Annotated in this window: 19 protein-coding genes; 7 read left to right on the top strand and 12 right to left on the bottom strand. The window is 71.6% G+C overall.

Annotated features, from left to right (window positions below):
• Positions 1-5: 5 nt before the first annotated feature.
• The 4 genes from ACYVF7_RS39725 to ACYVF7_RS39710 form a co-directional block, all read right to left on the bottom strand.
• On the bottom strand, positions 6-1,007 hold the full coding sequence (locus ACYVF7_RS39725; RefSeq protein ID WP_460350961.1) for an IclR family transcriptional regulator: 1,002 nt from the start codon (positions 1,005-1,007) through the stop codon (positions 6-8).
• Complete coding sequence (locus ACYVF7_RS39720) at positions 1,004-2,263, bottom strand: cytochrome P450 (protein WP_460350959.1); 1,260 nt, start codon at positions 2,261-2,263, stop codon at positions 1,004-1,006. The genes ACYVF7_RS39725 and ACYVF7_RS39720 overlap by 4 nt, the downstream gene beginning before the upstream one ends.
• A complete protein-coding gene (locus ACYVF7_RS39715; protein ID WP_460350957.1) occupies positions 2,260-3,021 on the bottom strand; it encodes an alpha/beta fold hydrolase in 762 nt (253 codons plus the stop codon). Before ACYVF7_RS39715 ends, ACYVF7_RS39720 begins: the two co-directional genes overlap by 4 nt.
• 63 nt (positions 3,022-3,084) lie before the next feature.
• Positions 3,085-3,300, bottom strand: coding sequence for a hypothetical protein (locus ACYVF7_RS39710; RefSeq protein ID WP_460350955.1), 216 nt, complete (start codon positions 3,298-3,300; stop codon positions 3,085-3,087).
• Between the two features lie 448 nt (positions 3,301-3,748).
• Here ACYVF7_RS39710 and ACYVF7_RS39705 point away from each other — a divergent pair, with 448 nt between their 5' ends.
• The 4 genes from ACYVF7_RS39705 to ACYVF7_RS39690 all read left to right on the top strand — a co-directional run bounded on the left by ACYVF7_RS39705 (position 3,749) and on the right by ACYVF7_RS39690 (position 8,847).
• Complete coding sequence (locus ACYVF7_RS39705; protein ID WP_460350953.1) at positions 3,749-4,756, top strand: ATP-grasp domain-containing protein; 1,008 nt, start codon at positions 3,749-3,751, stop codon at positions 4,754-4,756.
• Positions 4,753-5,877, top strand: coding sequence for a SagB/ThcOx family dehydrogenase (locus ACYVF7_RS39700; RefSeq protein ID WP_460350951.1), 1,125 nt, complete (start codon positions 4,753-4,755; stop codon positions 5,875-5,877). Before ACYVF7_RS39705 ends, ACYVF7_RS39700 begins: the two co-directional genes overlap by 4 nt.
• 19 nt (positions 5,878-5,896) lie before the next feature.
• The gene (locus ACYVF7_RS39695; RefSeq protein ID WP_460350949.1) at positions 5,897-7,591 is read left to right on the top strand and encodes a JmjC domain-containing protein; all 1,695 of its coding nucleotides are present in this window, start codon (positions 5,897-5,899) and stop codon (positions 7,589-7,591) included.
• A gap of 74 nt (positions 7,592-7,665) precedes the next feature.
• Positions 7,666-8,847: an MFS transporter gene (locus tag ACYVF7_RS39690; RefSeq protein WP_460350947.1), complete on the top strand. Its 1,182-nt coding sequence runs from the start codon at positions 7,666-7,668 to the stop codon at positions 8,845-8,847.
• A 75-nt stretch (positions 8,848-8,922) separates the two neighbouring features.
• Here the strand turns inward: ACYVF7_RS39690 and ACYVF7_RS39685 are convergent, their stop codons facing one another.
• The 6 genes from ACYVF7_RS39685 to ACYVF7_RS39660 all read right to left on the bottom strand — a co-directional run bounded on the left by ACYVF7_RS39685 (position 8,923) and on the right by ACYVF7_RS39660 (position 16,581).
• On the bottom strand, positions 8,923-9,618 hold the full coding sequence (locus tag ACYVF7_RS39685; RefSeq protein WP_460350945.1) for an IclR family transcriptional regulator: 696 nt from the start codon (positions 9,616-9,618) through the stop codon (positions 8,923-8,925).
• Between the two features lie 247 nt (positions 9,619-9,865).
• Complete coding sequence (locus ACYVF7_RS39680) at positions 9,866-10,792, bottom strand: dihydrodipicolinate synthase family protein (protein WP_460350943.1); 927 nt, start codon at positions 10,790-10,792, stop codon at positions 9,866-9,868.
• 128 nt (positions 10,793-10,920) lie between these two features.
• Complete coding sequence (locus tag ACYVF7_RS39675) at positions 10,921-11,940, bottom strand: oligopeptide/dipeptide ABC transporter ATP-binding protein (RefSeq protein WP_460350941.1); 1,020 nt, start codon at positions 11,938-11,940, stop codon at positions 10,921-10,923.
• A complete protein-coding gene (locus ACYVF7_RS39670) occupies positions 11,858-13,927 on the bottom strand; it encodes a dipeptide/oligopeptide/nickel ABC transporter permease/ATP-binding protein (RefSeq protein ID WP_460350939.1) in 2,070 nt (689 codons plus the stop codon). The genes ACYVF7_RS39675 and ACYVF7_RS39670 overlap by 83 nt, the downstream gene beginning before the upstream one ends.
• Positions 13,927-14,886 (bottom strand): ABC transporter permease, encoded by a 960-nt coding sequence (locus ACYVF7_RS39665; RefSeq protein ID WP_460350937.1) that lies wholly within the window; start codon positions 14,884-14,886, stop codon positions 13,927-13,929. The genes ACYVF7_RS39670 and ACYVF7_RS39665 overlap by 1 nt, the downstream gene beginning before the upstream one ends.
• Positions 14,887-14,970: 84 nt before the next feature.
• The gene (locus ACYVF7_RS39660) at positions 14,971-16,581 is read right to left on the bottom strand and encodes an ABC transporter substrate-binding protein (RefSeq protein WP_460350935.1); all 1,611 of its coding nucleotides are present in this window, start codon (positions 16,579-16,581) and stop codon (positions 14,971-14,973) included.
• A 144-nt stretch (positions 16,582-16,725) separates the two neighbouring features.
• Between ACYVF7_RS39660 and ACYVF7_RS39655 the strand changes: the two genes are divergently transcribed.
• Entirely contained in the window at positions 16,726-17,505 is a 780-nt protein-coding gene (locus ACYVF7_RS39655) for a FadR/GntR family transcriptional regulator (protein ID WP_460358367.1), read from the top strand.
• On the opposite strand, the gene ACYVF7_RS39650 is transcribed toward ACYVF7_RS39655, so the two are convergent.
• A complete protein-coding gene (locus ACYVF7_RS39650) occupies positions 17,496-18,836 on the bottom strand; it encodes a sialidase family protein (protein ID WP_460350933.1) in 1,341 nt (446 codons plus the stop codon). The genes ACYVF7_RS39655 and ACYVF7_RS39650 overlap by 10 nt on opposite strands.
• Before the next feature lie 133 nt (positions 18,837-18,969).
• Here ACYVF7_RS39650 and ACYVF7_RS39645 point away from each other — a divergent pair, with 133 nt between their 5' ends.
• Both ACYVF7_RS39645 and ACYVF7_RS39640 read left to right on the top strand, forming a co-directional pair.
• Complete coding sequence (locus ACYVF7_RS39645) at positions 18,970-20,967, top strand: exo-alpha-sialidase (protein ID WP_460350931.1); 1,998 nt, start codon at positions 18,970-18,972, stop codon at positions 20,965-20,967.
• 211 nt (positions 20,968-21,178) lie between these two features.
• Positions 21,179-21,958 (top strand): 3-hydroxybutyrate dehydrogenase, encoded by a 780-nt coding sequence (locus ACYVF7_RS39640; RefSeq protein WP_460350929.1) that lies wholly within the window; start codon positions 21,179-21,181, stop codon positions 21,956-21,958.
• A gap of 27 nt (positions 21,959-21,985) precedes the next feature.
• Here the strand turns inward: ACYVF7_RS39640 and ACYVF7_RS39635 are convergent, their stop codons facing one another.
• Entirely contained in the window at positions 21,986-22,750 is a 765-nt protein-coding gene (locus ACYVF7_RS39635; protein WP_460350927.1) for a polysaccharide deacetylase family protein, read from the bottom strand.
• Positions 22,751-23,097: the final 347 nt, after the last annotated feature.

Raw genomic sequence — 23,097 nt, 5'->3', positions numbered from 1 at the left:
ATGCCTCAGAGGAGGCGGGCGATCTCGGTGGCGGCGGCGCGGACGCGCGGGGCGATGGCGGACTCCTCCTGCGCGCCGATGGTCACGACCCCGACACTGGCCTCGGCGGGTCGCCCCGTCGGCTTGATCGGCGCGGCGATGCCCCACGCGCCGGGCTCCAGCTGGCCGGCGGTGACCGAGTAGCCGGTGCGGCGGGCGTTCTCCACCACCGGCGGTTCGTCCGGCAGGGGCGGACGGCCGGCGAGGATGGCGATGCCGGGCGCTCCGCGGTCGATGGCGTGCCGGTTGCCCGGACGGTAGGCGACGTGGAGGGCGGAACCCCGAGGCTCGGCCACGGCGAGCGCGACGACCTCCTCCTCGGTGTCGCGTACGGCGATGAAGGCCGTGGCATGGCAGTCGTTGGCCAGGGACTGGAGCGCGCCGGCGGCGGCGGAGCGGAGCCGCTGCTGCACCGCGGCGCCGAGTTCGACGATGCCCAGTCCCAGCGTGAAAAGGTTGCCGGTCCGGGTGACGAGACGGTGGTTGCGCAGCGCGGTCAGGTGCCGGGCGACGGCGTTGCGGTGCACGTCGGCGATGCGGGCGAGCTCGGTGATGGTCAGCCCGCCGGGATGCTCCCGGAGGATCTCGAGAAGCCGCAGGCCCGTGTCGATCGTCTTCGACCCCGCGGTGGGCGGACCGGGTGCCCCGGCCACCGCGCCGGGCGCCTCGGCGATCGACTCCGGGGACGCCGACGTCCCGGCGGTCGTCTCCGATGATTCGGCGCCGGGCGGGCCGGACCCGGCGGGCGGGCCGGCGGCGGGCGAGTCGGCGGGCGGGCCGGCGGTCGGTTCGGGGCCGGGAGGGCCGGATCCGGCGGTCTGTCCGGCGGCCGGATCGGGACCCGGTGGGACGGACCCGGCCGCCGGATCGGGGACCGGTGGGCCGGACCCGGCGGTCTGTTCGGGGGCGGGCGCGTCGGCGCGCCGGTGGTCGGGTGGGGCTGAGCGGTGGTGCCGTCGGTTGGTCATCGAGCGTCGCTCCGGCGAACGGGCGTGAAGCGGACGGGTAGGTGTTTGATTCCGGCGATGAAGTTGGAGACCAGACGGGCGGGCGGGCCTGCGGCCTCCAGGTCCGGCAGCCGCCAGAGGAACTCCCGGTAGAAGATCCGCAGTTGCAGGCGGGCGAAGTGCGCGCCGAGGCACACGTGCGGGCCGTCGCCGAACGCGACGTGGTCGTTCGGGCGCCGCGCGACGTCGAACCGCGTCGGTTCGGTGAACCTCCGCTCGTCGCGGTTGGCGGAGGCGTGGAACACCACCACCTTGTCGCCCGCGGCGATCGGGCGTCCCGCGAGCACGGTGTCCCGCGCGGCGGTGCGCCGGAAGCTGAGCACGGGCGGATGCCAGCGCAGCATCTCCTCGATCGCGGAGTCGAGGAGTCCGGGGTGCTCGAGGAGGCGCCGGTGCTGGTCCGGGTGGTCCAGCAGCGCCATGACGCCGCCGGGCAGGCCGGAGCGTACGGTGTCGTTGCCGGCGATCACCAGGAGGAAGAAGAACATCGACAGCTCGGGGTCGGTGAGGCTCCGGCCGTCCACCTCGGCCGTGGCGAGGGCCGTCATCAGGTCGTCCGAGGGGTTCCGGCGCTTGTCCGCGGCCAGCACGTGGGCGTACTCGAACATGTCGCGGAGCGCCGCCGGGGACCGCGGGTTGACCGGTGCGCCGTCCGGCCCATGAAGGGCGCCGCCGTGCTCGGGATCCTGGTAGCCGATGACGCGGTTCGTCCACTCCAGGATCCAGCCGCGGTCCTCCTCCGGGATGCCGAGCAGGTCCGCGAGATTCTGGATCGGATAGTCGTCGGTGACGTCGACCGGCAGGTCGCATTCGCCGCGTTCGGCGATGCCGTCGACGAGCAGGCGGGCGCGCCGCCCGACGTCGGCCGCGAACCGCTCGACCCGGCGGGGCGTGAACACCCTGGCGGCGATGCGCCGCAGCCGGCCGTGTTCCGGCGGATCGAGGTTGAGCATCATCTGCCGGATGAACGGCAGGTCGGCGGAGTCCGGGTCGCGGATCTGCGTCGCCCCGATCCAGGAGCTGTATTCGCCGGGAGTGCGCAGCACGTGGGCCACGTCCGCGTGCCGGGTCACGGCCCAGAAGCCCGGCCCGGCCGGCCAGCCGCCGACCTCGTGCTCCTCCTGCCAGTGCACCGGGTCCTCGTCCCGCAGGCGACGGTACGTCTCGTGCGGGACGCCCCGCCCGTAGACGCGGGGGTCGAAGACGTCGAGGTTCATGCGGCCAGGAAGCGCTCTACCGCGGAGACGAGGGCGAGCGGCGTCTCGTCCGTGGCGTAGTGGCCGGCGTCGCTGAACACGGTCAGCTCGGCGTTGGGATACCACTCCAGCCAGGTTCCCCGCATGAGGTCCGCGGACATCGCGGGGTCGTGCCCGCCGGCGATGACGAGCACGGGCGTGGGATCGCCCACGACCTCCGCGTGGAAGTCCGTACGCGCCCAGGCGGCGAGGTAGGCGCGGAAGGCCGGGACCGTGGAGTTCGCGAGGGAGGCGGCCACCATCTCCTCCAGCCAGGCGGCGGGAAGGCGCGACCCGGTGGTGAGGTCGATGATCGCCCGCCGGTTTCCGGGCTCGTCGGCGGCTCCGGAGAACAGCGCCCAGCCCTGCTCGTCGAACGGCACGCCGGACGCCGGGACGGGGGAGACCCCGACCAGCCTGCGGACCCGGCCGGGCGCGTCCAGCATCACCCGCTGCATCACCGCCCCGCCCATCGAGTGCCCGAGCAGCGAGAACTCCTCCCAGCCGAGCCGGTCGGCCAGCGCGATCACGTCCCCGGCGATCTCGGCGAGGGTGTAGTCGCCGGTGAGGTCGCGCGCCTCGCCGTACCCGCGATAGTCCGGAAAGGCGTACGTGAACGCCTCTTCGTTCAGGTACGGCCGGACCCTGCGGAAGGCGCCGCGGTCACCGAACCAGCCGTGCAGAGCGATCACGTGGTGCGGCCCGGAGCCGCACAGGTCATGGGGCAGGGCGACGACCACGGATTCAGACCCCCAGCTCTCGTGCCCGAATAGTGGGCACGCCGATCGAAGAACGGGCGTTTGTTAGGCGAGCATCCGTTCTGACCGTGCCGCTGTCAACGGAGATACGGAAACCGCAGGTACTCGGGAGGGCCAGGGCGGCAGGTCCTGGCCGAGCAGGGCATGGCGCTCCGCGGCGCCCAGGCGGGCCCGCCGAAGGCTCTTCGCGGTGAGCTCCGAGCGGCCGCCGCGCAGCGGCCAGCGGCCGCCCTCGTCGGCGTACTCGCCGAGGACGCCCACCGGCCCCGATCGTTTGCCGTCCCCGTGCCGCCGGCCAAAGAGCGGTCGACGTGCGGATATTCGGATTCTCCCGGAATCGGGTCCGCTCAGTGGACCGGGATCTTCTCATTCTCCCGATCGTGTGGCGGAATTCAGCCATCAACGGTTTTCCCCCGAAAGGAGGTGTTGAGAATGCAGGAGATCGCGAAGCTCGTCCTGGCCGGAACGGCCGACGGTGGCGCTCTCGGTGAGTACGCGCGGGAATACGCGAGCGTGTCGCCGAACCACGACAAGAAGGACAACTGACCGTCCTGAAGGTCGAGGGCGACGGCAGGGATGCGCAGTAGTAGGCATCCCTGCCGTCGTTTCGGCCGGTACCTGAATGAGAGAATCACGGATGGGCGTTGAAACCGCGCTTCCTATGCTGATGCGCATGAATTCATATTCATGTGTGCTGTCGAATCGGACGATGGATTTTCAGCAGCGCATGTTCGACTTCGGCGTGCACCGGGCGGACCCGGACTCGCCGGCGGTCCCGTGCGTCCTGGTGCTGACCCGCGCCGCCGACCGGGAGATGGACGCCCTCTCCCTCGAGCTCGCGGCCAAGGGCGTACGGCTGGCGCGGATCGACGGCGACCGCTGCGTCGACGTCCCCGTGTCGGTCGTGGACGACGGCCGGATAACGGTCGCGGGCGAGCCGTTCGCCCCCCGGCTGCTGTGGCTGCGGCACTTCGACCTGACCGCGATTCCGGCGCCGGCGGGGCACGGCGAGTACGTCGCCGGCCAGTGGGACGCGTTCCTCGCCTGGGCCGTGGCCAACCCCGGCTGGCGGCTGGTGAACCGCCCGGCGCGGGAGCTGGACCGGTTGACGCAGCTCGACGGCGCCCGCCGGATCGGGCTGACGGTGCCGCGCACGGTGCTGACCACGGAGCCGCGGCAGAGCCTGTCGGCGCTGGGCGACCCGCCCGGCGGCTACGTGCTGAAGCCGCTGGGGAGTCACTGGCTGGAGCCCGAGCCAGGGTCGCTGCGCAGCCTGTTCCCCCGGCGCGTCTCACGGGACGATCTGCTGGCGGGCGGACCGGAGGCCGGTCCGGCGCTCGTCCAGGAGTTCGTCGAGTCCGGCCACGAGCTGCGGATCTTCATCGTCGGCGACGAGGTCGTCGCGTTCCGCGTCGACAAGCGGTCCGCCGAGGACCTGTGGACCGATCCGGAGAGCGTGCGCGTCACCCCGATCGAGGCTCCGGACCGGCTGGTGGCCGCGCTGCGCGGCCTCTGCGCGTCCTGGGGGCTGGGCGTCGCCGCCTTCGACCTCCTGGTGACCGAGGACGACTACGTCTTCCTCGAGGTGAACGTGACCGGCGACTGGCTGTGGTTCGAGAACCGCGCCGGCTCGGCCTCCGTGTCCGAGGCCGTTCTGCGGTACGTCACCGGTGCGTTCTCCGCAGCAGATCCGGCGTTTTCCAAAGGAACGGGATGAGACTCAAGGTCGCCGAGAACGCCGCCATGTTCTGGGACGGCGGACGGCTGGTTTGGGACGACTATGTACGGCACCGCCAGTACGAACTGACCGAACGCGCGGAATGGCTCTGCCGATGGTTCCGTGAATGGCGGGACGCCGACAGCGTGGCGCAGTTGTGTGCCGATTCCGCAGACGCCGAGGGGATGCGCTCCTCGGTCGATGAATTGCTGCGCGCGGGCGTTCTCATCGCCGAGGACTCTGCGGAGAACAAGGCCGAGCGCGCCCGGCTGGACGCCTGGGAAGGGTGGGGGACCGCCGCCCGCTATTACCATTTCGCGACGCGAATGCATCACGGTACGGTTTTCGCCGACGGCGACGACGACGCCCGCCGGCTCCGCGAGAAGGCGAAGGCCGCGCCGCCGCCCGGCCCGTACCGCGACTTCTCCGACCGCCCGTTCGTGCCGGTGCCCGCGCCGCCGGCGGCCGGGACGTTCACCGGCAGGTCGCTCGGCGAGGTCCTCACCGCCCGGCGGACCACCCGCCGCTTCAGCGCCGAGCCGCTCGACCTGGCCGACCTGAGCACGCTGGTCGGCACCGCGACCGGGCCGTCGCCGGCGCGGCCGCGCTCGGCCGACGACGAACTGTTCGGGAACGTGTTCAAGGCCAGCCCGTCGGGAGGGGCCCGGCACCCCATCGAGGTGTACGTGCACGCCCTGAACGTCACCGGGCTCAAGCCGGGCTTCTACCACTTCGACCCCGTTCGGCGCGGGTTCTCCGACCTCGGCGTCGCGTGGTCGCGCGACCAGGTCGTCCACTCGGTGGCCGACCAGGCGTGGATCGGCGGAGCCGCCGCGGTCCTCTACTACACGGCGGTCCTCGCCCGCAGCCGCTGGAAGTACGGCGTGGGCCGGACGTACCGGATCGTCCTGATGGACCTCGGCCACCTCAGCCAGACCGTCTATCTGCTGGCCACCGCCCTCGGCCTCGGCGTCGGCTTCTCCGCCGCGATCCGCGACGAGGCGATCGAGGAGGCCCTCGGCTGCGACCCCGACCAGGAGATCGCGCTGGGAGTGACGGCGCTCGGCCTGCCGACCGGGCTCGACCAGGTCTCCGCGGCGCTCTCGCGCCCCCTCACCTGACCCCCTTTTGGAGCCTTCTGTGACCGATCGCGAGACATCGATGCTGGCCGCCCTCGTCGACGACGTCGAACCGTTCCGTACGGCACTGCCGACGGAGCCGATCCTGTCGAAACGACCGCCCGAGCGGCTTCAGGCGCTGATCGACTTCGGCGCCGTCGACCGGCTGCTGAGCGACCACGCCCTGCGGTACCCGTTCGTCGAGATGATCAAGGACGGTGCGCGGCTTCCGCGTGAGCGGTTCCTGACCGGGCCGGTCGGGCAGCCGAACGGCATCAGCGAGCTGGCGAACCTCACCCTCGTCGCCGGCGAGCTCGAGGGCGGCGCGACCCTCGTGCTCAACGACCTGCACTTCACCTGGCGGCCCATCGCGGACACCTGCCGCCGGCTCGCGTACGAGATCGGCATGCCGGTCCACGCGAACGCCTACCTGACGCCCCGGCGCTCCCAGGGCTTCGACCACCACCACGACACGCACTCGGTCTTCATCATCCAGACCGAGGGCAGCAAGACGTGGCAGCTGTACCGGCCGTTCCTGCCGTTCCCGCTCGAACGGCACGCGTGGCCGCGTCAGGTGCTGCCCCCGGAGGAGTGGCACCGGCTGCGGGAGAGGCCCCCGGACCACGAGTTCGTCCTCGAGCCGGGCCACGTGCTGTGGATCCCGCGCGGCTGGATTCACAACGTCTTCGCCGGCGACGAGCCGTCGCTGCATCTGACCGTGGGCATCGCGGAGACCAGCCGGTACTCCATCGTTCCCATCCTGCTCGACGCGCTCACCGACGAGGAGCACTTCCGGCACGACCTGCCGCCGCGGTTCGCCCGGAGCCGGGACTCCGTCGAGGACGCCGTACGCTCGGTGCTCGGGGACCTGGCCGAGTGGGCTGGGCGGGCCGACGTGAGCGAGCTGGCCACGCGGGTGCTGGGCGCGCAGCGGGCCAGATTCCTCCCCGCGCCGGGCCGCCCGATATCGGCCGTGCTCCCCGGCGACCGGGCGCTCCCCGGCGCCGTCGCCGTCCGCCCCGAGGCGATCGCCGGCATGGACCGGACCGACGGCGGGATCACGCTGCACCTCGGCGACCGGGTCCTGCGGTTCGCCGGCACGGCCGCGACCGTGCTCGACCGGCTGCTGGCCGCGTCGGCGACGCCCATCACCCTCGACGCACTCACCGCCACGGAGCCGGCCTCCGCGGTCGAGGCGGCCATCCGGACGCTCCTCGCCGAAGGCGTCATCGTCGCGGACGAACGCTCCCCCATGGAGGGAAGTGCCCAGACCGAAGCGAGCGGCGTCGCCGATGGGAGCGCTCTCCTTGAAGGGGCGCCCCGCCTTGAGAAGGTCGCCGTCGCTGACGGGCACGTCCGCGCCGAGGGAGGTGCCCAGACCGAAGCGAGCGGCGTCGCCGATGGGAGCGCTCTCCTTGAAGGGGCGCCCCGCCTTGAGAAGGTCGCCGTCGCTGACGGGCACGTCCGCGCCGAGGGAGGTGCCCAGACCGAAGCGAGCGGCGTCGCCGACGGGAGCGCTGTCCTCGAAGGGGCGCCCCGCCTTGAAAGGGCCGCCGTCGCCGACGGGCACGCCCGCAGCGAGGGGAGTGCCCAGACCGAAGGGAGCGGCGTCACCGAGGGGAGTGCCCTCCTTGACGGGGCTTCCCTCCGCGAAGACGCCGCCGTCGCCGACGGGAGCGCCCGCGACGGAGAGGCGCGGGAGCGGGCGGCGCGGTGAGCGGCTCGGCGACGCGGAGGCGGGCGGCGGGCGCGAGGCACGCCCGCGCTGAATGGCCGGGGCGCGGCGACTTCGTGCGGCTCTGGGTCGGGCAGGCACTGTCCGACCTCGGGAGCCGCGCGTCGGGCACCGCGTTCACCCTTCTCGTGCTCGCCGAGACGCACTCCCCGGTCAAGGCGGGCGTCGCGGGCGCGTTCTCGATGGCGGGCTTCCTCGCCGCGCACCTGTTCGGCGGCCTCGTCGCCGATCGGCACTCCCGGCGCACCGTCATGATCGCCTGCGACGCCGTCTCCCTGACCGCGCTGCTCGTCTTCACGGCGACCCTGCTCACCGGCCGATTCTCCTTCCTGGTCGCGGTCGGGATGTGCCTCGTGAGCGGCGTCGCGTACGGCGTCTTCAGCGTGGCCGAGACCGCGGCGGTGTCGTACGTCGCCGACGGCGACCGGCTGCCGCGCGCGCTCGTCCTCAACCAGGCGCGCTCGTACGGCGCCGGTCTCTCCGGCCCGCCGCTGGGCGGTCTGCTGCTCGGCATCGGGCGCGCGGTCCCGTTCGCGGCCGACGCCGTTTCCCACGTGGTGTCCCTCGTGCTGCTGCGGCGGATGCGCTCGCCGCTCGGCCGGCCGGACCCGGGCTCAGGCGGGGCACTCGGCCTCGGCTCGTTGACCCAGGGCTGGCGCAACGTGCTGAACACGCCGTTCATCCGGTTGACGGGCGCCTTCGTGGCGGTGACCGACTTCCTCATCAACGCCCTCCGCCTCGTCATCGTCGTCCTGGCGCAGCGCGGCGGCGGCTCGCCGGTCCAGGTCGGGCTGGTCCTCGCCTGCGGCAGCGCGGGCGGGCTGCTGGGCGCGCTCGTCGGCTCGCGCACCCGGACCCGGCCGTCCCTCCTCCGGGTCTTCGTCGTCGCCGTGCCGCTGGGCACCGCCGTGCTGTTCACGCTGCTGGCGGCGAGCCGGGGACTCCTCCTCGGCGCGGTCTACGCCCTGGTGTTCGCGGCGTGGCCGTTGTGGCAGGGCCTGGTGACGGCGCGGTGGATGATGCTCGTCCCGGACCACGAGCGGGCCCAGACGTTCGCGGCCGTACGCCTGATGACCGCGACGCCGTCGCTGTTCGCCGGGCTCGTCGGCGGGTGGCTCATCGTCCAGGCCGGCCCGGCGCACGCGTGCCTCGTCCTCGCCGCCGTGATGGCGGCGGTGGGAGTGGCCGCGGCGCTGCCGTCCTCCCGCCGCGCGCTGTCCACGCACACCGAGGACTGAGCGGCCGCCGCGCAGCCTGCCGCGGCCGGCATCTCGCGTGCGTCGCGGGTCGCCGGCCGGTGGCTGCCGGTCTTCTCACCGGCCTCGCAGGCGGGTGGTGATGGACCGGCCGACGCGGAGTGTCAGGTCGGCCAGTTGCGGGAGCGGCTCGGGACGGGCCACCACCGCGCACAGCGCGGCGACGGTGTCGCCGGACCGGTCGCGGAGCGGTACGGCCGTGCAGCTGATGCCCGGGATCACTTCTTCGCGGTCGAAGGCGATGCCCTCGTCCCGGATCCGCGCGCTCGCCCGCTGCCAGGAGGCGGGGACGGGGCCGAGCGGTACGTCCGGGCCGGCGTTGGCCATGAGGACCTTGCCGGCGGCGGTCGACCAGGGGTACGTGCTGCCCGGTCGCATCGAGACGAGCGGCTCCGCCTCACCGCTCACCCCGGTGACCACCATGGTGACCTGGTCGCGCAGGACACAGACGCCCACTGAGGCTCCGGTGGCGGCGGCGAGTTCGCGGATGGGTCCCTGCGCAGCGGCTCGAAGCCCGGGATGCGGCTGCCAGCCGTGGCCGAGCCGGAACATCCGCGGGCCGATCCGGTAGCGGCCACGGTGCCGTTCGACGGCTCCTAATCCCACCAACTGCTCCAGCAGGCGATGCGCCGTCGCCTTCGGTAGCCCGCTCACCGCGGCCAGCGTGGTGAGACCGGCCTCCTGGGCCTCCCGCACCGCCTCCAACAGTCCGAATGCGCCTTCCAGCACTCCGCGCCCGGTGGTGGGTCCCACCGATCTTCCGGGGCAGACGTCTTCAGCGGACGCCTCAGCCGTCACAGTTCCTCCCATCGACCACCTGCGGATCTCCGCCGCTCGACGGTGATTCACGCCAGGATCCGGATCTTTATATGCGTAACTCCCATTTGCGCATAATTCAAGATCGTAAAATGGGGGAATGTTGGCAATGCACCACTTATTTCCGGCGCGGGATTCCGCCGATTTCGGTCGGCGAATTCGCCGACCGAAATGGCCGATTCGACTACAGGAGGGCGGCCTCGGCGAGGTACTTGCCGACCACGGCGATCTCCTCGTCGCCCAACGGGATCTGCGGCAGCGCGGTGGTCGGATGGTCGATGACGCCCCGCAGGTGCAGCGCGGCCTTGAACGCCCCCAGCGCCGAGGAGCTGCGGCCCATGTGCGGACCACCGGCGTTCACCAGTCCGAACAGGCGGAACAACCGCTCCTGCTCGGTACGGGCCGCCGCCCAGTCGCCCGCCGACGCCGCGCGGTACAGCCGTACGTACCCGTGCGGGTCGACGTTGCCCAGCCCGGGGACGACGCCGTCCGCGCCCATCGCCAGCGCCGAGTCGACGGTCAGCTCCGAACCGGTGAGGACCGAGAACGACGGCAGGGCGCGGTCCCGGCGGCCGAGGACCACCTCGCGCAGCCCGGCGTCGTCGCCGCTGGAGTCCTTGAGCCCGGCGAGCGTGCCTTCGGCGGCCAGCTCCAGCACGAGGTCGGCCCCGAGTTTGCTGTGCACGGACACCGGCAAGTCGTAGGCGTACAGCGGGAGACCCGCCTCGGCGATCATCCGGAAGTGCAGCGCGATCTCGGCGGGGTGGGTGCGCGTGTAGAAGGGCGCGGTGGCGACGAGGGCGTCGGCGCCGGCCTCGACCGCGACCCGCACATGGTCGAGCACCCGCGGTGTGGTCATGTCGATGACGCCGGCCAGCACGGGGACCCGCCCGGCGACGTGCCCGAGCACGGTGTCCAGCACGACCTTCCGGTGCCCGTCGGGCAGGAACGCCACCTCCGATGACGATCCCAGGACGAACAGGCCGTCGACCCCGCCGTCCAGCAGGTGATCCACCAGCCGCGTCAACGAAGCGGTGTCGACCTCGTGCTCGGGGGTCAGCGGGGTGCACACCGGGGGGATGACGCCGGAAAGCTTGGTGGCGGTGGTCATCGATTTCCCTTCAGTCACTGAGTGAGAGCGTGAGTGCGAGCGGTTGGAACGGTCTAACTTGGGAGTGCGCACGCCCGACGACGCGGAGGTGGCGGTGGCCGCTGCCCGCGCGGCGTTCCCCGCCTGCATCAGTCACGCTCCCCGGCCTGGCCGATCAGCTCGCGGTCGGTCGCTCCGGCCGGAACCGGGTGGTGGCAGCGGAACAGGTGCTCCCCACCGTCGTTCTCCGCGGCCGGCATCTCGGCGGCGCAGACGTCGTCGGCCCGCCAGCAGCGCGTACGGAACGGGCAGCCGCTCGGTGGCCGGGTCGCCGACGGCACCGGCCCGATCAGCGGGATCGGGTCGATCGGCGAGAGCAGGCCGGGCGTCGCGGAGAACAGCGCGCGGGTGTACGGGTGGCGGGCGCGCCCGGGGACGGCGTCGGCCGGGGTCTGCTCGACGATCCGGCCGAGGTACATCGTCACGACCCGGTCGCTCATCCGCCGTACGGTCTGGATGTCGTGCGAGACGAAGACCATGGCGAGGTCGAACCGCTGCTTCAGGTCGAGCAGCAGGTTGAGGATCTGCGCCCGTACGGAGACGTCCAGCGCGCTGGTGGGCTCGTCGGCGACCAGCAGCTTCGGCCGCAGCGCCAGGGCCCGGGCGATCGCGACCCGCTGCCGCTGACCGCCGGAGACCTGGCCGGGCAGCAGGTCGGCCACGCTCCTCGGCAGGCCCACGAGGTCGATCAGCTCCCGGACGCGTTCGTCGCGTTCGCGAGTGGTGCCCGCGCCGTGCACGTCGAGCGGGTCGCGCAGGATCCGCCGGATCGGCAGCCGGCGGTTCAGCGCGGTCGACGGGTCCTGGAAGACCATGCCGGTCGTCGACCCGATCGCCCCGCGGCGCTCGGACGCGGACATCGACCAGATGCCCTTGCCGCCGAAGGAGACCGTGCCGGACGTGGGTCGCTGCAGGCCGACGAGGACCTTGGCGAGGGTGGACTTGCCGCAGCCGGACTCGCCGACGACGCCCACCGTCTCACCCGGGCGGACGGTCAGGTCCGCCCCGGTCAGCGCGTAGACGCGGTCACGGGTGAACAGGCCGCCGGTGCGCGCCTTGTGCACCACGTGGACGTCGGAGAGTTCGACGAGGGTCTCGTCGGCGGTCAACGTGCCTCCTCGGGGCCGGCGGGGCGCCCGTGCCGGCGGCGGACATGGAGCCGGCGAGGTCGATCGCCGGGTGGTGGCAGGCGGCCGAGTGACGGAGTCCCTGGCCGTCGAGACGGGGGGTCTCCGTACGGCAGATTTCGGTCGCCATCGGGCACCGGTCGGCGAAGCGGCAGCCGGCCGGGAAGTCGGCGGGGGAGGGCACCACGCCACGGATCTGGGTGAGGCGCTCGGCCCCGGACTCCAGGGACAGCACCGAGCCGAGCAGACCCCGGCTGTAGTGGTGCGCGGGCGCGCCGACCAGGGCGGAGGTCACGCCGGTCTCGACGATCTGCCCGCCGTACATCACCACGACCCGGTCGGTGACGTCGGAGACCAGGGCCAGGTCGTGCGAGACGAGGATGAGGGCGAAGCCCAGCTCCTCGCGCAGCCGCAGCAGCAGCGCGATGACCTGCGCCTGAACGGTGACGTCCAGGGCCGTCGTCGGCTCGTCCGCGATGATGAGCTTCGGGTCGCGGGACAGGGCCATCGCGATGAGCACCCGCTGCCGCTGCCCGCCGGACAGCTCGTGCGGGTAGGACCGGAGCGTGCGCGCCGGGTCCAGGCCGACCAGCTCCAGCAGCTCCGTCGGGCTGCGCCGGCCACCTCGCCGGACGACCTGTTTGAGCTGCGCCTTGATGGTCATGGCCGGGTTCAGCGACGACAGCGCGTCCTGGTAGATCATCGCCATGTCGTGGCCGAGCAGCCGCCGCCGGGCCGAGCGTCCGAGGGCGAGGAGGTCCTTGTGGTCGAAGCGGACCTGCCCGCGCACCCGCGCGCCGCGCGGCTGCAGGCCCATGATGGTCAGCGCGGTCAGCGACTTGCCGCTGCCGGACTCGCCGACGAGGCCGAGCACCTCCCCGGGCCGTACGTCGAAGGAGATCCCGTCGACGATGTCGACGCCGTCGTGCTGGTCGTCGAAGCCGATCGCGAGGTTCTCCACCGCCAGGACCGGCTCGCCCTTGGGCAGGGGACGGGCCCGTTCGGCCAGGCGCGCCGCCGCCTCGGCGAGGCCGGGCAGCGGGGCGACCTCGCCGGACCCGGGCGTCGCCTGCTCGAGCGCGTCGACGTCGTCCTTCTTGCCGGCCGCGTCGCGGCGCCGCGCCGCCGGCGTGGCCCACGCGTCGGAGACGCCCTCGGCGAGGATGTTCAGCGCGAGCACCGTCAGGAGGATCACCAGTCCGGGGAAGACCGTGGCCCACCAGCCGCCGAGCAGCACCATGTTCTTGCCATCGGCGATGACGCTGCCCCACGACGGGTCCGGCGGCCGTACGCCCGCGCCGATGAACGACAGCGACGCCTCGAAGACGATGACGTCGGCGACCATCACGGTGCAGAAGACCAGGACCGGCGCGGCGCAGTTGATGGCGACGTGACGGAGCAGGATGTGCGGGGTGCGGGCGCCGATGACGCGCTCGGCCGCGACGTAGTCCTCGCCGTACTGCGACAGGACGTTGCCGCGGACCACGCGGGCCACCGCCGGCGCGTTGAGGAAGGCCAGGGCGAACACCAGCACCGGGATGCTGCCGCCGAACACCGCGACGAGCACGGCGGCGAGCGCGATGCCCGGGAACGCCATGATCACGTCGAGGACGCGCATGATCGTCTCGTCGACCACCCGCCGCGAGGTCGCGGCGATGGAGCCGAGCAGCGCGCCGGCCACCAGCGCGATCCCGGTGGCGCCGAGGCCGATGATGAGGGACCAGCGCGCGCCGTACAGCAGCCGGGAGAAGATGTCGCGGTTGGAACTGTCCAGACCCATCCAGTGCGACCCGCTCGGGCCGCCGCCCGACGTCTCCTGGACGTACGGGGAGTGCGGCGCCAGCACCGGGGCGAAGACGGCGGCGAGGACGATCACCACGACCACGCCGAGAGCGATCCACGACAGCACGCCCAGCCGCCGGAAGCCGACGCCTCCCTGGGACAGACGTTTCGCCAGGCCGTTGCGCATCAGGTCGCGCTCCTGAGTCGGGGGTTGACGAGCAGGTAGAGGACGTCGACGACGAGGTTCACCACCACGAACCCGGTCGCGATCGTGAGGACGACGCCCTGGACCACGGCCGGGTCGCCGTTGCGCACCGCGGTGATCATGAGCTGGCCCATGCCGGGCAGCGAGTAGATGGTCTCGATGACCACCGCGCCGCCGAGCAGGTAGCCGACCCGCAGGCCCAGGACGGTCAGCGGGTTGACCAGCGCGTTGCGCAGGACGTTGCGGCCGACGACGACGATCGGGGGCAGGCCGCTGCCGACGGCCGTCCGTACGTAGTCCTTGTCGAGTTCCTCGACCATCGACGTGCGGATGATTCGCGTCAGGTAGGCGGCCTGCGGCAGCGACAGCGACAGCGCGGGCAGCGTCATCGACTTCAGCCAGCCGGTGAAGGAGTCGGCCGGGTTGACGTAACCGCTGGTCGGGAACCAGCCGCGCTCGACCGCCAGGTACTGGATCATCAGCAGCGCGATCCAGAAGGCCGGGGCCGCGAGGCCGATCAGCGACACGAGCCGGATGAGCTGGTCGGGCCAGCGGTCCCGGAAGATCGCCCCGGTGATCCCGAAGATCAGCGACAGCACGATGGCGATCACCACGCCGAGCAGGGTCAGCTGCAGCGTGAGCGGCATCGCCGTCGCCACCGAGTCGCGTACGGGCGCCTTCGTCAGCACGCTCGTGCCCATGTCGCCGCGTACCAGCTGGCCGACGAACCGCACGTACCGGACGGGCAGCGGATCCAGCAGGCCGTTGTCCACCTTGAACTGGTGGACCTGCGCGGGCGTCGGGTTCGAGCCTTCGAAGTAGGCGTACTCCGGCTTGCTGTCGGAGAACCGCATGACGATGAAGACGAACAGGACGACGCCCAGCAACAGCGGGATCAGGATGAGGACGCGGCGCACCAGCATTCTGGCGATGACTGCCACCGGGTGCCTCCTGGGAAGAGTCGGGTCGAGGGGTGAAGCGGAAACGGCGGCGGGCCTGGGGACCTCTCCCGCCGCCGTCCGCGGTCAGGTGCGCTTGGCCTGCAGCAGGTTGATGCCGGGGTAGGCCTGCGCCCGCACGCCGGTGAGCTTCTTGGCGTTCCAGGCGGTCATCAGCTCGGTGTGCACGACCGGGTAGAGCACGGCCTGCTCGGCGATGAGGTCGATGTAGTCGTGGGTGAGCTGGAGCTTCTTCTGCTGGTCCGGCTCGCGGGTGGCCGCGTCCATCTGCGCGAACAGCTTCTTCGCGTCCGGGCTGCTGTCCCACTTGGTGTACTTCATCCAGTTGCCGCCGGGCGTGTAGTTATAGCGGAGGATGAGGTCGGCGTCGAGGCCGAACTGGTTCGGGTTCGAGGCCGCCGCGACCGCCTGGTAGTCCTGCGACTGGTCCATCTTGGTGAACAGCGCGCTGGTGTCCTGCGGCGCGAGGGTGGTCTTGACGCCGATGGCGTTCCAGGAGTTGGCGATCGTCGGCAGGCAGTCGGCGATCCAGCTGACGTTGACCGCCATCAGGTTGATCGTGAGGTTCGTGACGCCGGCCGCCTTGAGCAGCGACTTGGCCTTCTCCGGGTCGTAGGAGTAGACGGTCTTCGCGCGAGCGTACGAGGGGTTCTGCTCGTTGAGGAAGCTCGTGGCCGGGGCGCCGTGGCCCTTCAGCGCGACCTCGATCATCTTCTGGGTGTCGATCGCGTAGAAGAGCGCCTGGCGGACCCGCACGTCGTCGAACGGCTTCTTGCCCGTGTTGAACATGATGAACATGTGGTTCATGCCCTTGCCGCCCTCGACGGTCAGCCCGCTCTTCTTCAGCTGGTCGATGTTGGCGTACGGCACGTTGTCGGCGATCTGCGCCTCGGCGGAGCCACCGGAGATCTTGGCGACGCGGGCGGAGGCGTCGACGATGGACAGCCAGTTCATCTTCTTGATCGCGGGCTTGCGCGGGCCGTTGTAGTCCGCGAACGCCTCGAACGTCGTGTTCGACTTCGGGTTGTGCTGGACCATCTTGTACGGGCCCGAGCCGACGGACTTGCCGTTCTTGGCGGCGTCCCAGCCGCCCGGCTGGCCGTAGACGTGCTTCGGCATGATCTTGGCGATCGTGAGGCGGGGGAGCGCGTCCGGGAAGGGGAACTTGAAGACCAGCTCGACGCTGGTGTCGTCGACCTTGCGCACCTCCTTCAACCAGGTGGCGAAGAAGTTGAAGACGAGCGTCTGGGCCTTCGGGTCGAGGATGCGGTCGAAGGTGAACAGCACGTCGTCGACGGTGACGGGCTGCCCATCGTGCCACTTGGCGCCCTGGCGCAGCGTGAACTTCCACGTGGTCGCCTTGGGGTCGGCGGGCAGCGCGGTGGCCAGTGCCGGGTACGGCGCGCGGGTGATCGGGTCGGTGTCGACCAGACCCTCGTAGATGTGGTTGATGCCGGCCATCGCGAACGCCGACGCCGTCATGGTCGGGTCCCAGGTCTGGTCGTTGCCGTATCCGATGACGGCGGTGACGAGGTCCTTGGACCCGCTGGAGCCTGTCGAGCTCGTCGAGGCGGGCCCGCTGCAGGCCGACAGGGCGGCGGAGACGGCCGCTGCGGCGCTCACCGTCCCGCTGTAGCGCAGAAAGTCACGGCGGCTGAAGGGAACCGGGGCGCTCACGGTGCCTCCTACATGTCGTTATCGGGGGGTAACGCTCGTCTCCGTCACGGGCAGATTGGACGTCCTACATCCCACGTCCAGTAGGGTGGAGGCTAGGGTCCAACCCGCGCCCGGTCAAGCCCGAATGACCAGGAGATGTCCTTGATGTTTCGCGATGATCCGCAGACCGCCGGGAACTCGCCCGCCCGGCGTCCCTCGTCCGCCCGGCGGATTCCCGCCCCACGCGGCGGCCGGCCGACGCGGGCGCTTGAAGTGCAGGAGGCGGTCAAGGACATCATCGTGCGCAGGGGTCTCGTTTCGGGAGATCCGCTGCCGACCGAGTCGGAGCTGATCGAGGAGCTGGGCATCAGCCGCAACTCGGTCCGTGAGGCGCTCAAGGCCCTGCAGGCCGTCGGCATCGTCGACATCCGGCACGGCTTCGGGATGTTCGTGGGACGGCTGTCGCTCGGCGGGCTGGTCGATGAGCTCACCTTCCACACCCGCATCGGGCCGCGCGACGCACTGCGCAACCTGATCGAGATCCGCGAGGTCCTGGAGAACGGCCTGGCGCAGCGGCTGATCGCCGAGGGCGGCGGCACGGATCCGGCCGAGGTCCTCGCCCCCGTCCGTGACGTCATCGAGCGGATGGAGGCCGAGGCGCAGGTGGGGACCGTCTCCCCGGAGACCGACCGGCTCTTCCACGACCTGCTCTACCAGCCCCTCGGCAACCCGCTCGTCGGCCGGCTCCTCGGCGCCTTCTGGGAGGTCTACCACCAGCTCCGCGACGACCTGGGCGCGCCGGACGAGACCCCGGCCGACGTCGCCCGCATCCATCGCGACATCTACACGGCGGTCATCGCGGGCGACCGCGCCGCCGTCGAGGCGGCGATGCGCGCGCACTTCGCCGAAGTACGCGCGCGGCTCGCCCGGCTGGATCACGACTGAGGACGCACGGCGGGTGTCCGGAGCCTGTGCCCGGCCTGGGCGACGGCTGGTGTCCGGACCCCGCCGTCCGGCCGGCGCACGGCCGGGGACGCACGGCGGGTCTCCGGGGCCCGCCGTGCGGCCGGCGAGGACTGATTCTCCAGGTCGCGCAGTGACACGCGGCGGAAGGTGATCTTCTCGTACGGTCCGGCGTTCCCCGTCTCGTACAGCACGCCGACGGTACGGGCGTCGACCTGGACCAGGTCGGAGTAGCCGGCGGGCAGCGTCGAGAGGGTCAGCGCCGGCCGCCACGTCGCGCCGCCGTCCCGGCTGACGCGCAGCGTCATGATCGCCCGGCTGGTCGGGCTCGCCGGGCCGGAGTACACCAGCGGCGCCTTCCGGCCGCGCGGCTGCAGGACGTTCCCCTCGACGACCGGGCCGGTCAGGGTGTCCTGCGGGCGGAACGGCGCCGTGAGAGTACGGCCTCCGTCCCGGCTGTAGGCGTCCGCGCGGGTCGCGGGGCTCGTGCCGTTCTGGTCGCGGGCGTTGATGTAGACGCGGCCGTCGGGCAGCTGCGCGGCCGTCGACTCGTTCACGTTGACGTACCCGTCGGGGTTGTCGTCGACGTAGCCGATGTGCCAGGTCCGGCCGTCGTCGTCGCTGTAGAGACCGTGCCCGCCGTAGTACTTGGCCTCCGACCCGAGGTCCGTCGAGCCCGCCGGCGGGGCGATCGAGTGGTTCGCCGGGACGAACAGCCGCCCGGCGTGCCGGCCGTGGGTCAGCCGGATCGCGTGGCCGGGGCCCGTGGCGTACCAGCGCCAGTTCGCGAGTTTGGCGTCGGCGGTGATCTCGCGCGGCGTCGACCAGGTCGTCCCGTCGTCGTCGCTGTACTGCGTGAAGACGCGGCGGCTCTGATCGGGCGTCACCTGACCGCGCAGGATCGCCGTCTCGGTCGCCGTCCCGGCGTTGTACGTCGTCAGCAGCACGACCCGGCCTCGTGCCGTCACGACGGGCGCGGGATTGCCGGAGGTGTTCGGGCCGCTGTCCTGCACCACCCGGAGGGGACCCCAGGTGCAGCCGCCGTCGGTGGACCGCTTGACGACGGTGTCGATGTTCCCGGCGTCGCCGAGCCCGGAGAACCGGCCCTCGGCGAAGGCCAGCAGGTCGCCGGACCTGGTCTTGATCACCGCGGGGATGCGGAACGCGCTGTAGCCCTCGGTGCCCGCCGTGTACGGCACGGACGTCTCGCACCGGACGGCCGCCCGCGACGGGCTCGTCCCGGCGGCGAGGCCGGCCACGAGAACGGTGGTGACGCACGCGGCGCGGAGGGGCCCGCGATCGACTGCTCGCATCGGCTCAAATCCTTCCCTGGACATGGGATGTCCTATGTCCGGGGAAGCTAACGGCAGGCCTCGGGGGCGTCAATAGCAGGTCTGGTGGACATAGAACGTAGGACATAGGATGTCCGCCACCTCCGTCCCTCTCATGAAAGGCACCGTTATGAGGTACGCCTTCGAGAAACCGCCCCGGCGCCGACCAGGCGTGTGGCGACGTGTCGCCCTGATCGCGGCCGGACTCCTCCTGGGCTCGCCGGCCGCCCTGGCCACCGCCCGGACGGCCGGTGCGACGGCCCCCGCAACCACCTCCGCCCCGGCCGCGCCGACCGCCTCCGCCTCGACCGCCTCCGCCCGGCCGGCCTCGCCGGCGCCTTTCGACGAAGAACAGGTCCTCTTCCAGCAGAAGCAGTTCGGCTACGCCTGTTTCCGGATCCCGGCGGTCGTCCGGGCGGCCAACGGCATGGTGCTGGCCTTCGCCGAGGGCCGCGTCAAGGACTGCGGCGACGACGAGAACATCGACATCGTCCTCCGGCGCTCCGCCGACGGCGGCCGCACCTGGGGCCCGCTGCAGGTCGTCTCGAAGGGCAACGGCTCGACGCACGGCAACCCGGTGCCGATCGTCGACCAGCGCACCGGCCGGGTCGTCCTCGTCAGCACGCACAACGGCCCGGACCCCTGCCCGAACGGTTGTAAGCGCGACCCGTACGTGCAGTGGAGTGATGACAACGGCGCCACCTGGACCGCGCCCCGCGAGATGACCGAGGGCAAGCGCCCGGAGTGGAACTTCTGGTACGCGACCGGGCCGATGCACGGCATCCAGCTCACCCGGGGCAAGCACGCCGGCCGTCTCGTGCTCGGCGCCAACTACGAGATCTACGACGGGGTCGGTCCCCACACCTACGGCACGCACCTGCTCTACAGCGACGACAGCGGCGTGACCTGGCACATCGGGGCGACGAGTGCCTACGACGACGGCACGATCATCGCCCAGGAGGTGACCGTCGTCGAGCTCACCGACGGGCGGATCTACGCGCTGGCCCGTGAGCGCGGCACCGACCCCGGCAACCGGGCGTACGCCATCAGCAAGGACGGCGGGGAGACGTTCGAGAAGCCGTTCCGTATCGTGAAGAACCTTTCGGTGCCGGACGTCCAGGCCTCGACGCTGCGCATGCACGCCCGCGACCAGGGCGACAAGACCAACCGCATCCTGCTGTCCTCGCCGGCGCACCCCGTGGCGCGCGAGGCGATGGCGGTGCGCTCGTCCTTCGACGAGGCCCGTACGTGGCAGCGCTGGCAGCAGGGCAAGGTCTTCTGGTGGGGCCCGTCGGCCTACTCCGACATGGTGAAGCTGGGCGCCGACGAGGCCGGCCTGCTGTACGAGGCGGGCACCGCCAGCCCATACGAGACGATCCGCTGGGCGCACTTCAACGAGGCCTACCTCGCCACGCCGAACGGCACGCCCCCGGGCATCCCCGCGCCGCCCGCGCCGGGGCCGAAGACCCCGGACGCCTCGCACCGCGGCAACGACGCCTACGTGCGCGGCGGCGCGCAGACCGTTCCCGGGCGGTTCGGCAACGGCCTCGACCTGGACGGGGTCGATGACCGCGTCGAGGTGCCGTACAGCCGGGCGATCGACGTCGGCGGCGACGACTTCACGATGGCCACCTGGTTCCGCTACTCCGACACCGCCGGGACGCACGCGCTGCTGTGGGCGTACCGGTGGGGCAGCGGGACGACACCGCAGGTGTGGCTGCGGGCCGAGCCGGCGTCCCACCGGATCAACGCGTTGATCGCGGTCGATCGGTTCAACATCTCCGTCCAGTCGGCGAACGCCTACAACGACGGCCAGTGGCACCACGTGGCGCTGCAGCGCGCCGACGGGAAGCTCTCCCTGTGGATCGACGGGACGCAGGTCGCCTCCGCCGCGGTGCCGCCGGGCTCGGTCACCGCGGGCAAGGAGTTCGGCGTGGACGGCATCCACGTCGGAGAGCGCATCGACGGCGCCAGCCGGTTCCACGGCACGCTGGACGACGTGCGCGTGTACAAGCGGGCCCTGTCTTCCGCGGAGATCCACACGCTCGCGACCTCCGATCAGCGGATCGGCGGCCGGCTCGCGCTGTGGCTGCCCTTCGAGACGGTCTCCTGACCGAACAAGCCCCACCGACACGCCCTGAACGGGGTGCCCGCCGGAACGGCGGGCACCCCACCGGCGCTCTCGGCTCGGGATCGCCTCCGCGAGCGCGGTGGTTCACCACGCGCCGCACCGCATGCCCGAGACTCGCGCGGCGCGGTGGGCCGATCCCGCATCAATATGATCGTCTTCGCACCGAGTGTCCCGATGCCGAGGAGGAGAACGCGTGGCTTCACCGAACACCCCTCAGCCGTCCGTCGGTCTCGACCTGTCCGGCCGCCGGGCCCTCGTGACCGGCGCGGCCGGCGGGATCGGGCTGGCCTGCGCCCGCAGGCTCGCGGCCGCCGGTGCCGAGGTCGTCATCGTCGACCTGCGCGAGGAGGAGGCGAAGGCCGCCGCCCGGGAGATCGGCGGCCGGGCGGTCGCCGCCGACCTGTCCGACGCCGCAGCGGTCGAGGCCGTCGACTGCGACGTGGACATCCTGGTCAACAACGCCGGACTGCAGCACGTCGCGCCGGTCACCGAGTTCCCGCCGGACGTCTTCGCGCGGATGCAGCGCATCATGGTCGAGGCGCCGTTCCGGCTGGCGCGGCGGGCGCTCCCCGCAATGTACGGCCGAGGATGGGGCCGGGTCATCGGCATCTCCTCGGTCCACGGCCGGGTGGCCTCGCCGTACAAGGTGGCCTACGTGGCCGCCAAGCACGCCCTGGAGGGGATGACCAAGGTCATCGCGCTGGAGGCGGCCGAGCACGGGGTCACCGCCAACTGCGTCAGCCCGGCGTACGTCCGCACTCCGCTCGTGGAGCACCAGATCGCCGACCAGGCCGCCGCGCACGGGATGGAACCCGACCGGGTCATCGACGAGGTCATGCTCGCGAGGGCCGCGATCCGGCGGCTCATCGAGCCGGACGAGGTCGCCGAACTGGTCGCCTACCTCTGCTCGCCGCAGGCGTCGATGATCACCGGGGCGTCGCTCACCATGGACGGCGGCTGGACCGCGCACTGACAAGCGACGCCCTTCCCACGGCGTGGACTACATCGGCGGGGCGGGGCCCGCGACGGGTGAGCCGAGGAACGCCGGGTAGCGCTCGCCCGGCGTCAGCTTGCCGCCGTACAGCTCGGAGATCGTCACGAAGGCGTACCCCTGCTTGGCGAGGGCCGTCAGGATGCCGGGGACGGCGTTCACGCTGGTCGGCCGGATGTCATGCATGATCACGATGTGGCCCGGCTTCGCGCCGGCCAGGACGCGTTTCGTGACGAGCGCGGTGTTGCGGTCCTTCCAGTCCACCGTGTCGATGGTCCAGAGGATCTGCGCGAGACCCATCTCCTTGGCGATCCCGTTCAACTGCTTGTCGGTGGACCCGTACGTCGGGCGGAACACCGTCGGCGTCGTGCCCGTCGCCTGGAGGATCGCCTCCTGAGTGCGGATCAGCTCGTCCTCGACCTTCGCGCGCGGCATCCCCACGAGTTTCTTGTGGTCGAACGTGTGGTTGCCGACCTGGTGGCCCTCGGTGACCTCCCGTTTCAGCACCTCCTCATTGCCCGCCACCTGCATGCCGAGCACGAAGAACGTCGCGTGCGCTCCGTGGGCCTTCAGGGCGTCGAGGAGCTTGGGGGTGGTTTCGGCGAGCGGCCCGTCGTCGAAGGTCAGCGCGATGCACTTGTGCACATGGCAGTCGACCTTGGGCTGGACCGGCTGCTTCGGCTGCGTCGCTCGGCGCTGGACGGCCGAGCGGTGTTCGGCCGGGTGTGAGCCGGTGAGCCGGAGGACTCCGGCGCCGACCGCACCGCCCACCACGACGGCCAATCCGAGGGCGGCCGGCAGGAACCACCGCCGATGACGAATGCCCGCCCGATCATTTTCCTGGCTATTGCTATTTTTGTCATTTCCGTCACTCGTCACCTTTTTGCCCCCGTTTTAGCAGCCCTAGGAGCGGCCCGGACCCGCAGCCGAACAGCGGGGACCGTGGGCGGCCACCCCCGTCGTGGTGCTTATACCGCGATGCCGAGCCGCCCGAACTCCCGATTGACGAGCGCTGTCAGGAAGTCGTGACGAGCAGCGCGCCGGACGCTCCGGGTGGGCGGAAAATTCGCTTTCCGGGCCTGGGGCTCGCTGTCATACTGCGTCGTGGAGGTAAGTGATCA

This window comes from Actinoallomurus acanthiterrae, from assembly GCF_054775715.1.
This window is presented reverse-complemented; position numbering and strand designations above follow the sequence as displayed.

Bases quoted from the DNA above. Each gene is read 5' to 3' on its own strand.
- ACYVF7_RS39725 (WP_460350961.1), bottom strand. From the start codon at position 1,007: ATGACCAACCGACGGCACCACCGCTCAGCCCCACCCGACCACCGGCGC.
- ACYVF7_RS39680 (WP_460350943.1), bottom strand. From the start codon at position 10,792: ATGACCACCGCCACCAAGCTTTCCGGCGTCATCCCCCCGGTGTGCACC.
- ACYVF7_RS39655 (WP_460358367.1), top strand. From the start codon at position 16,726: ATGTTTCGCGATGATCCGCAGACCGCCGGGAACTCGCCCGCCCGGCGT.
- ACYVF7_RS39705 (WP_460350953.1), top strand. From the start codon at position 3,749: ATGGATTTTCAGCAGCGCATGTTCGACTTCGGCGTGCACCGGGCGGAC.
- ACYVF7_RS39700 (WP_460350951.1), top strand. From the start codon at position 4,753: ATGAGACTCAAGGTCGCCGAGAACGCCGCCATGTTCTGGGACGGCGGA.
- ACYVF7_RS39670 (WP_460350939.1), bottom strand. From the start codon at position 13,927: ATGCGCAACGGCCTGGCGAAACGTCTGTCCCAGGGAGGCGTCGGCTTC.
- ACYVF7_RS39720 (WP_460350959.1), bottom strand. From the start codon at position 2,263: ATGAACCTCGACGTCTTCGACCCCCGCGTCTACGGGCGGGGCGTCCCG.
- ACYVF7_RS39650 (WP_460350933.1), bottom strand. From the start codon at position 18,836: ATGCGAGCAGTCGATCGCGGGCCCCTCCGCGCCGCGTGCGTCACCACC.
- ACYVF7_RS39645 (WP_460350931.1), top strand. From the start codon at position 18,970: ATGAAAGGCACCGTTATGAGGTACGCCTTCGAGAAACCGCCCCGGCGC.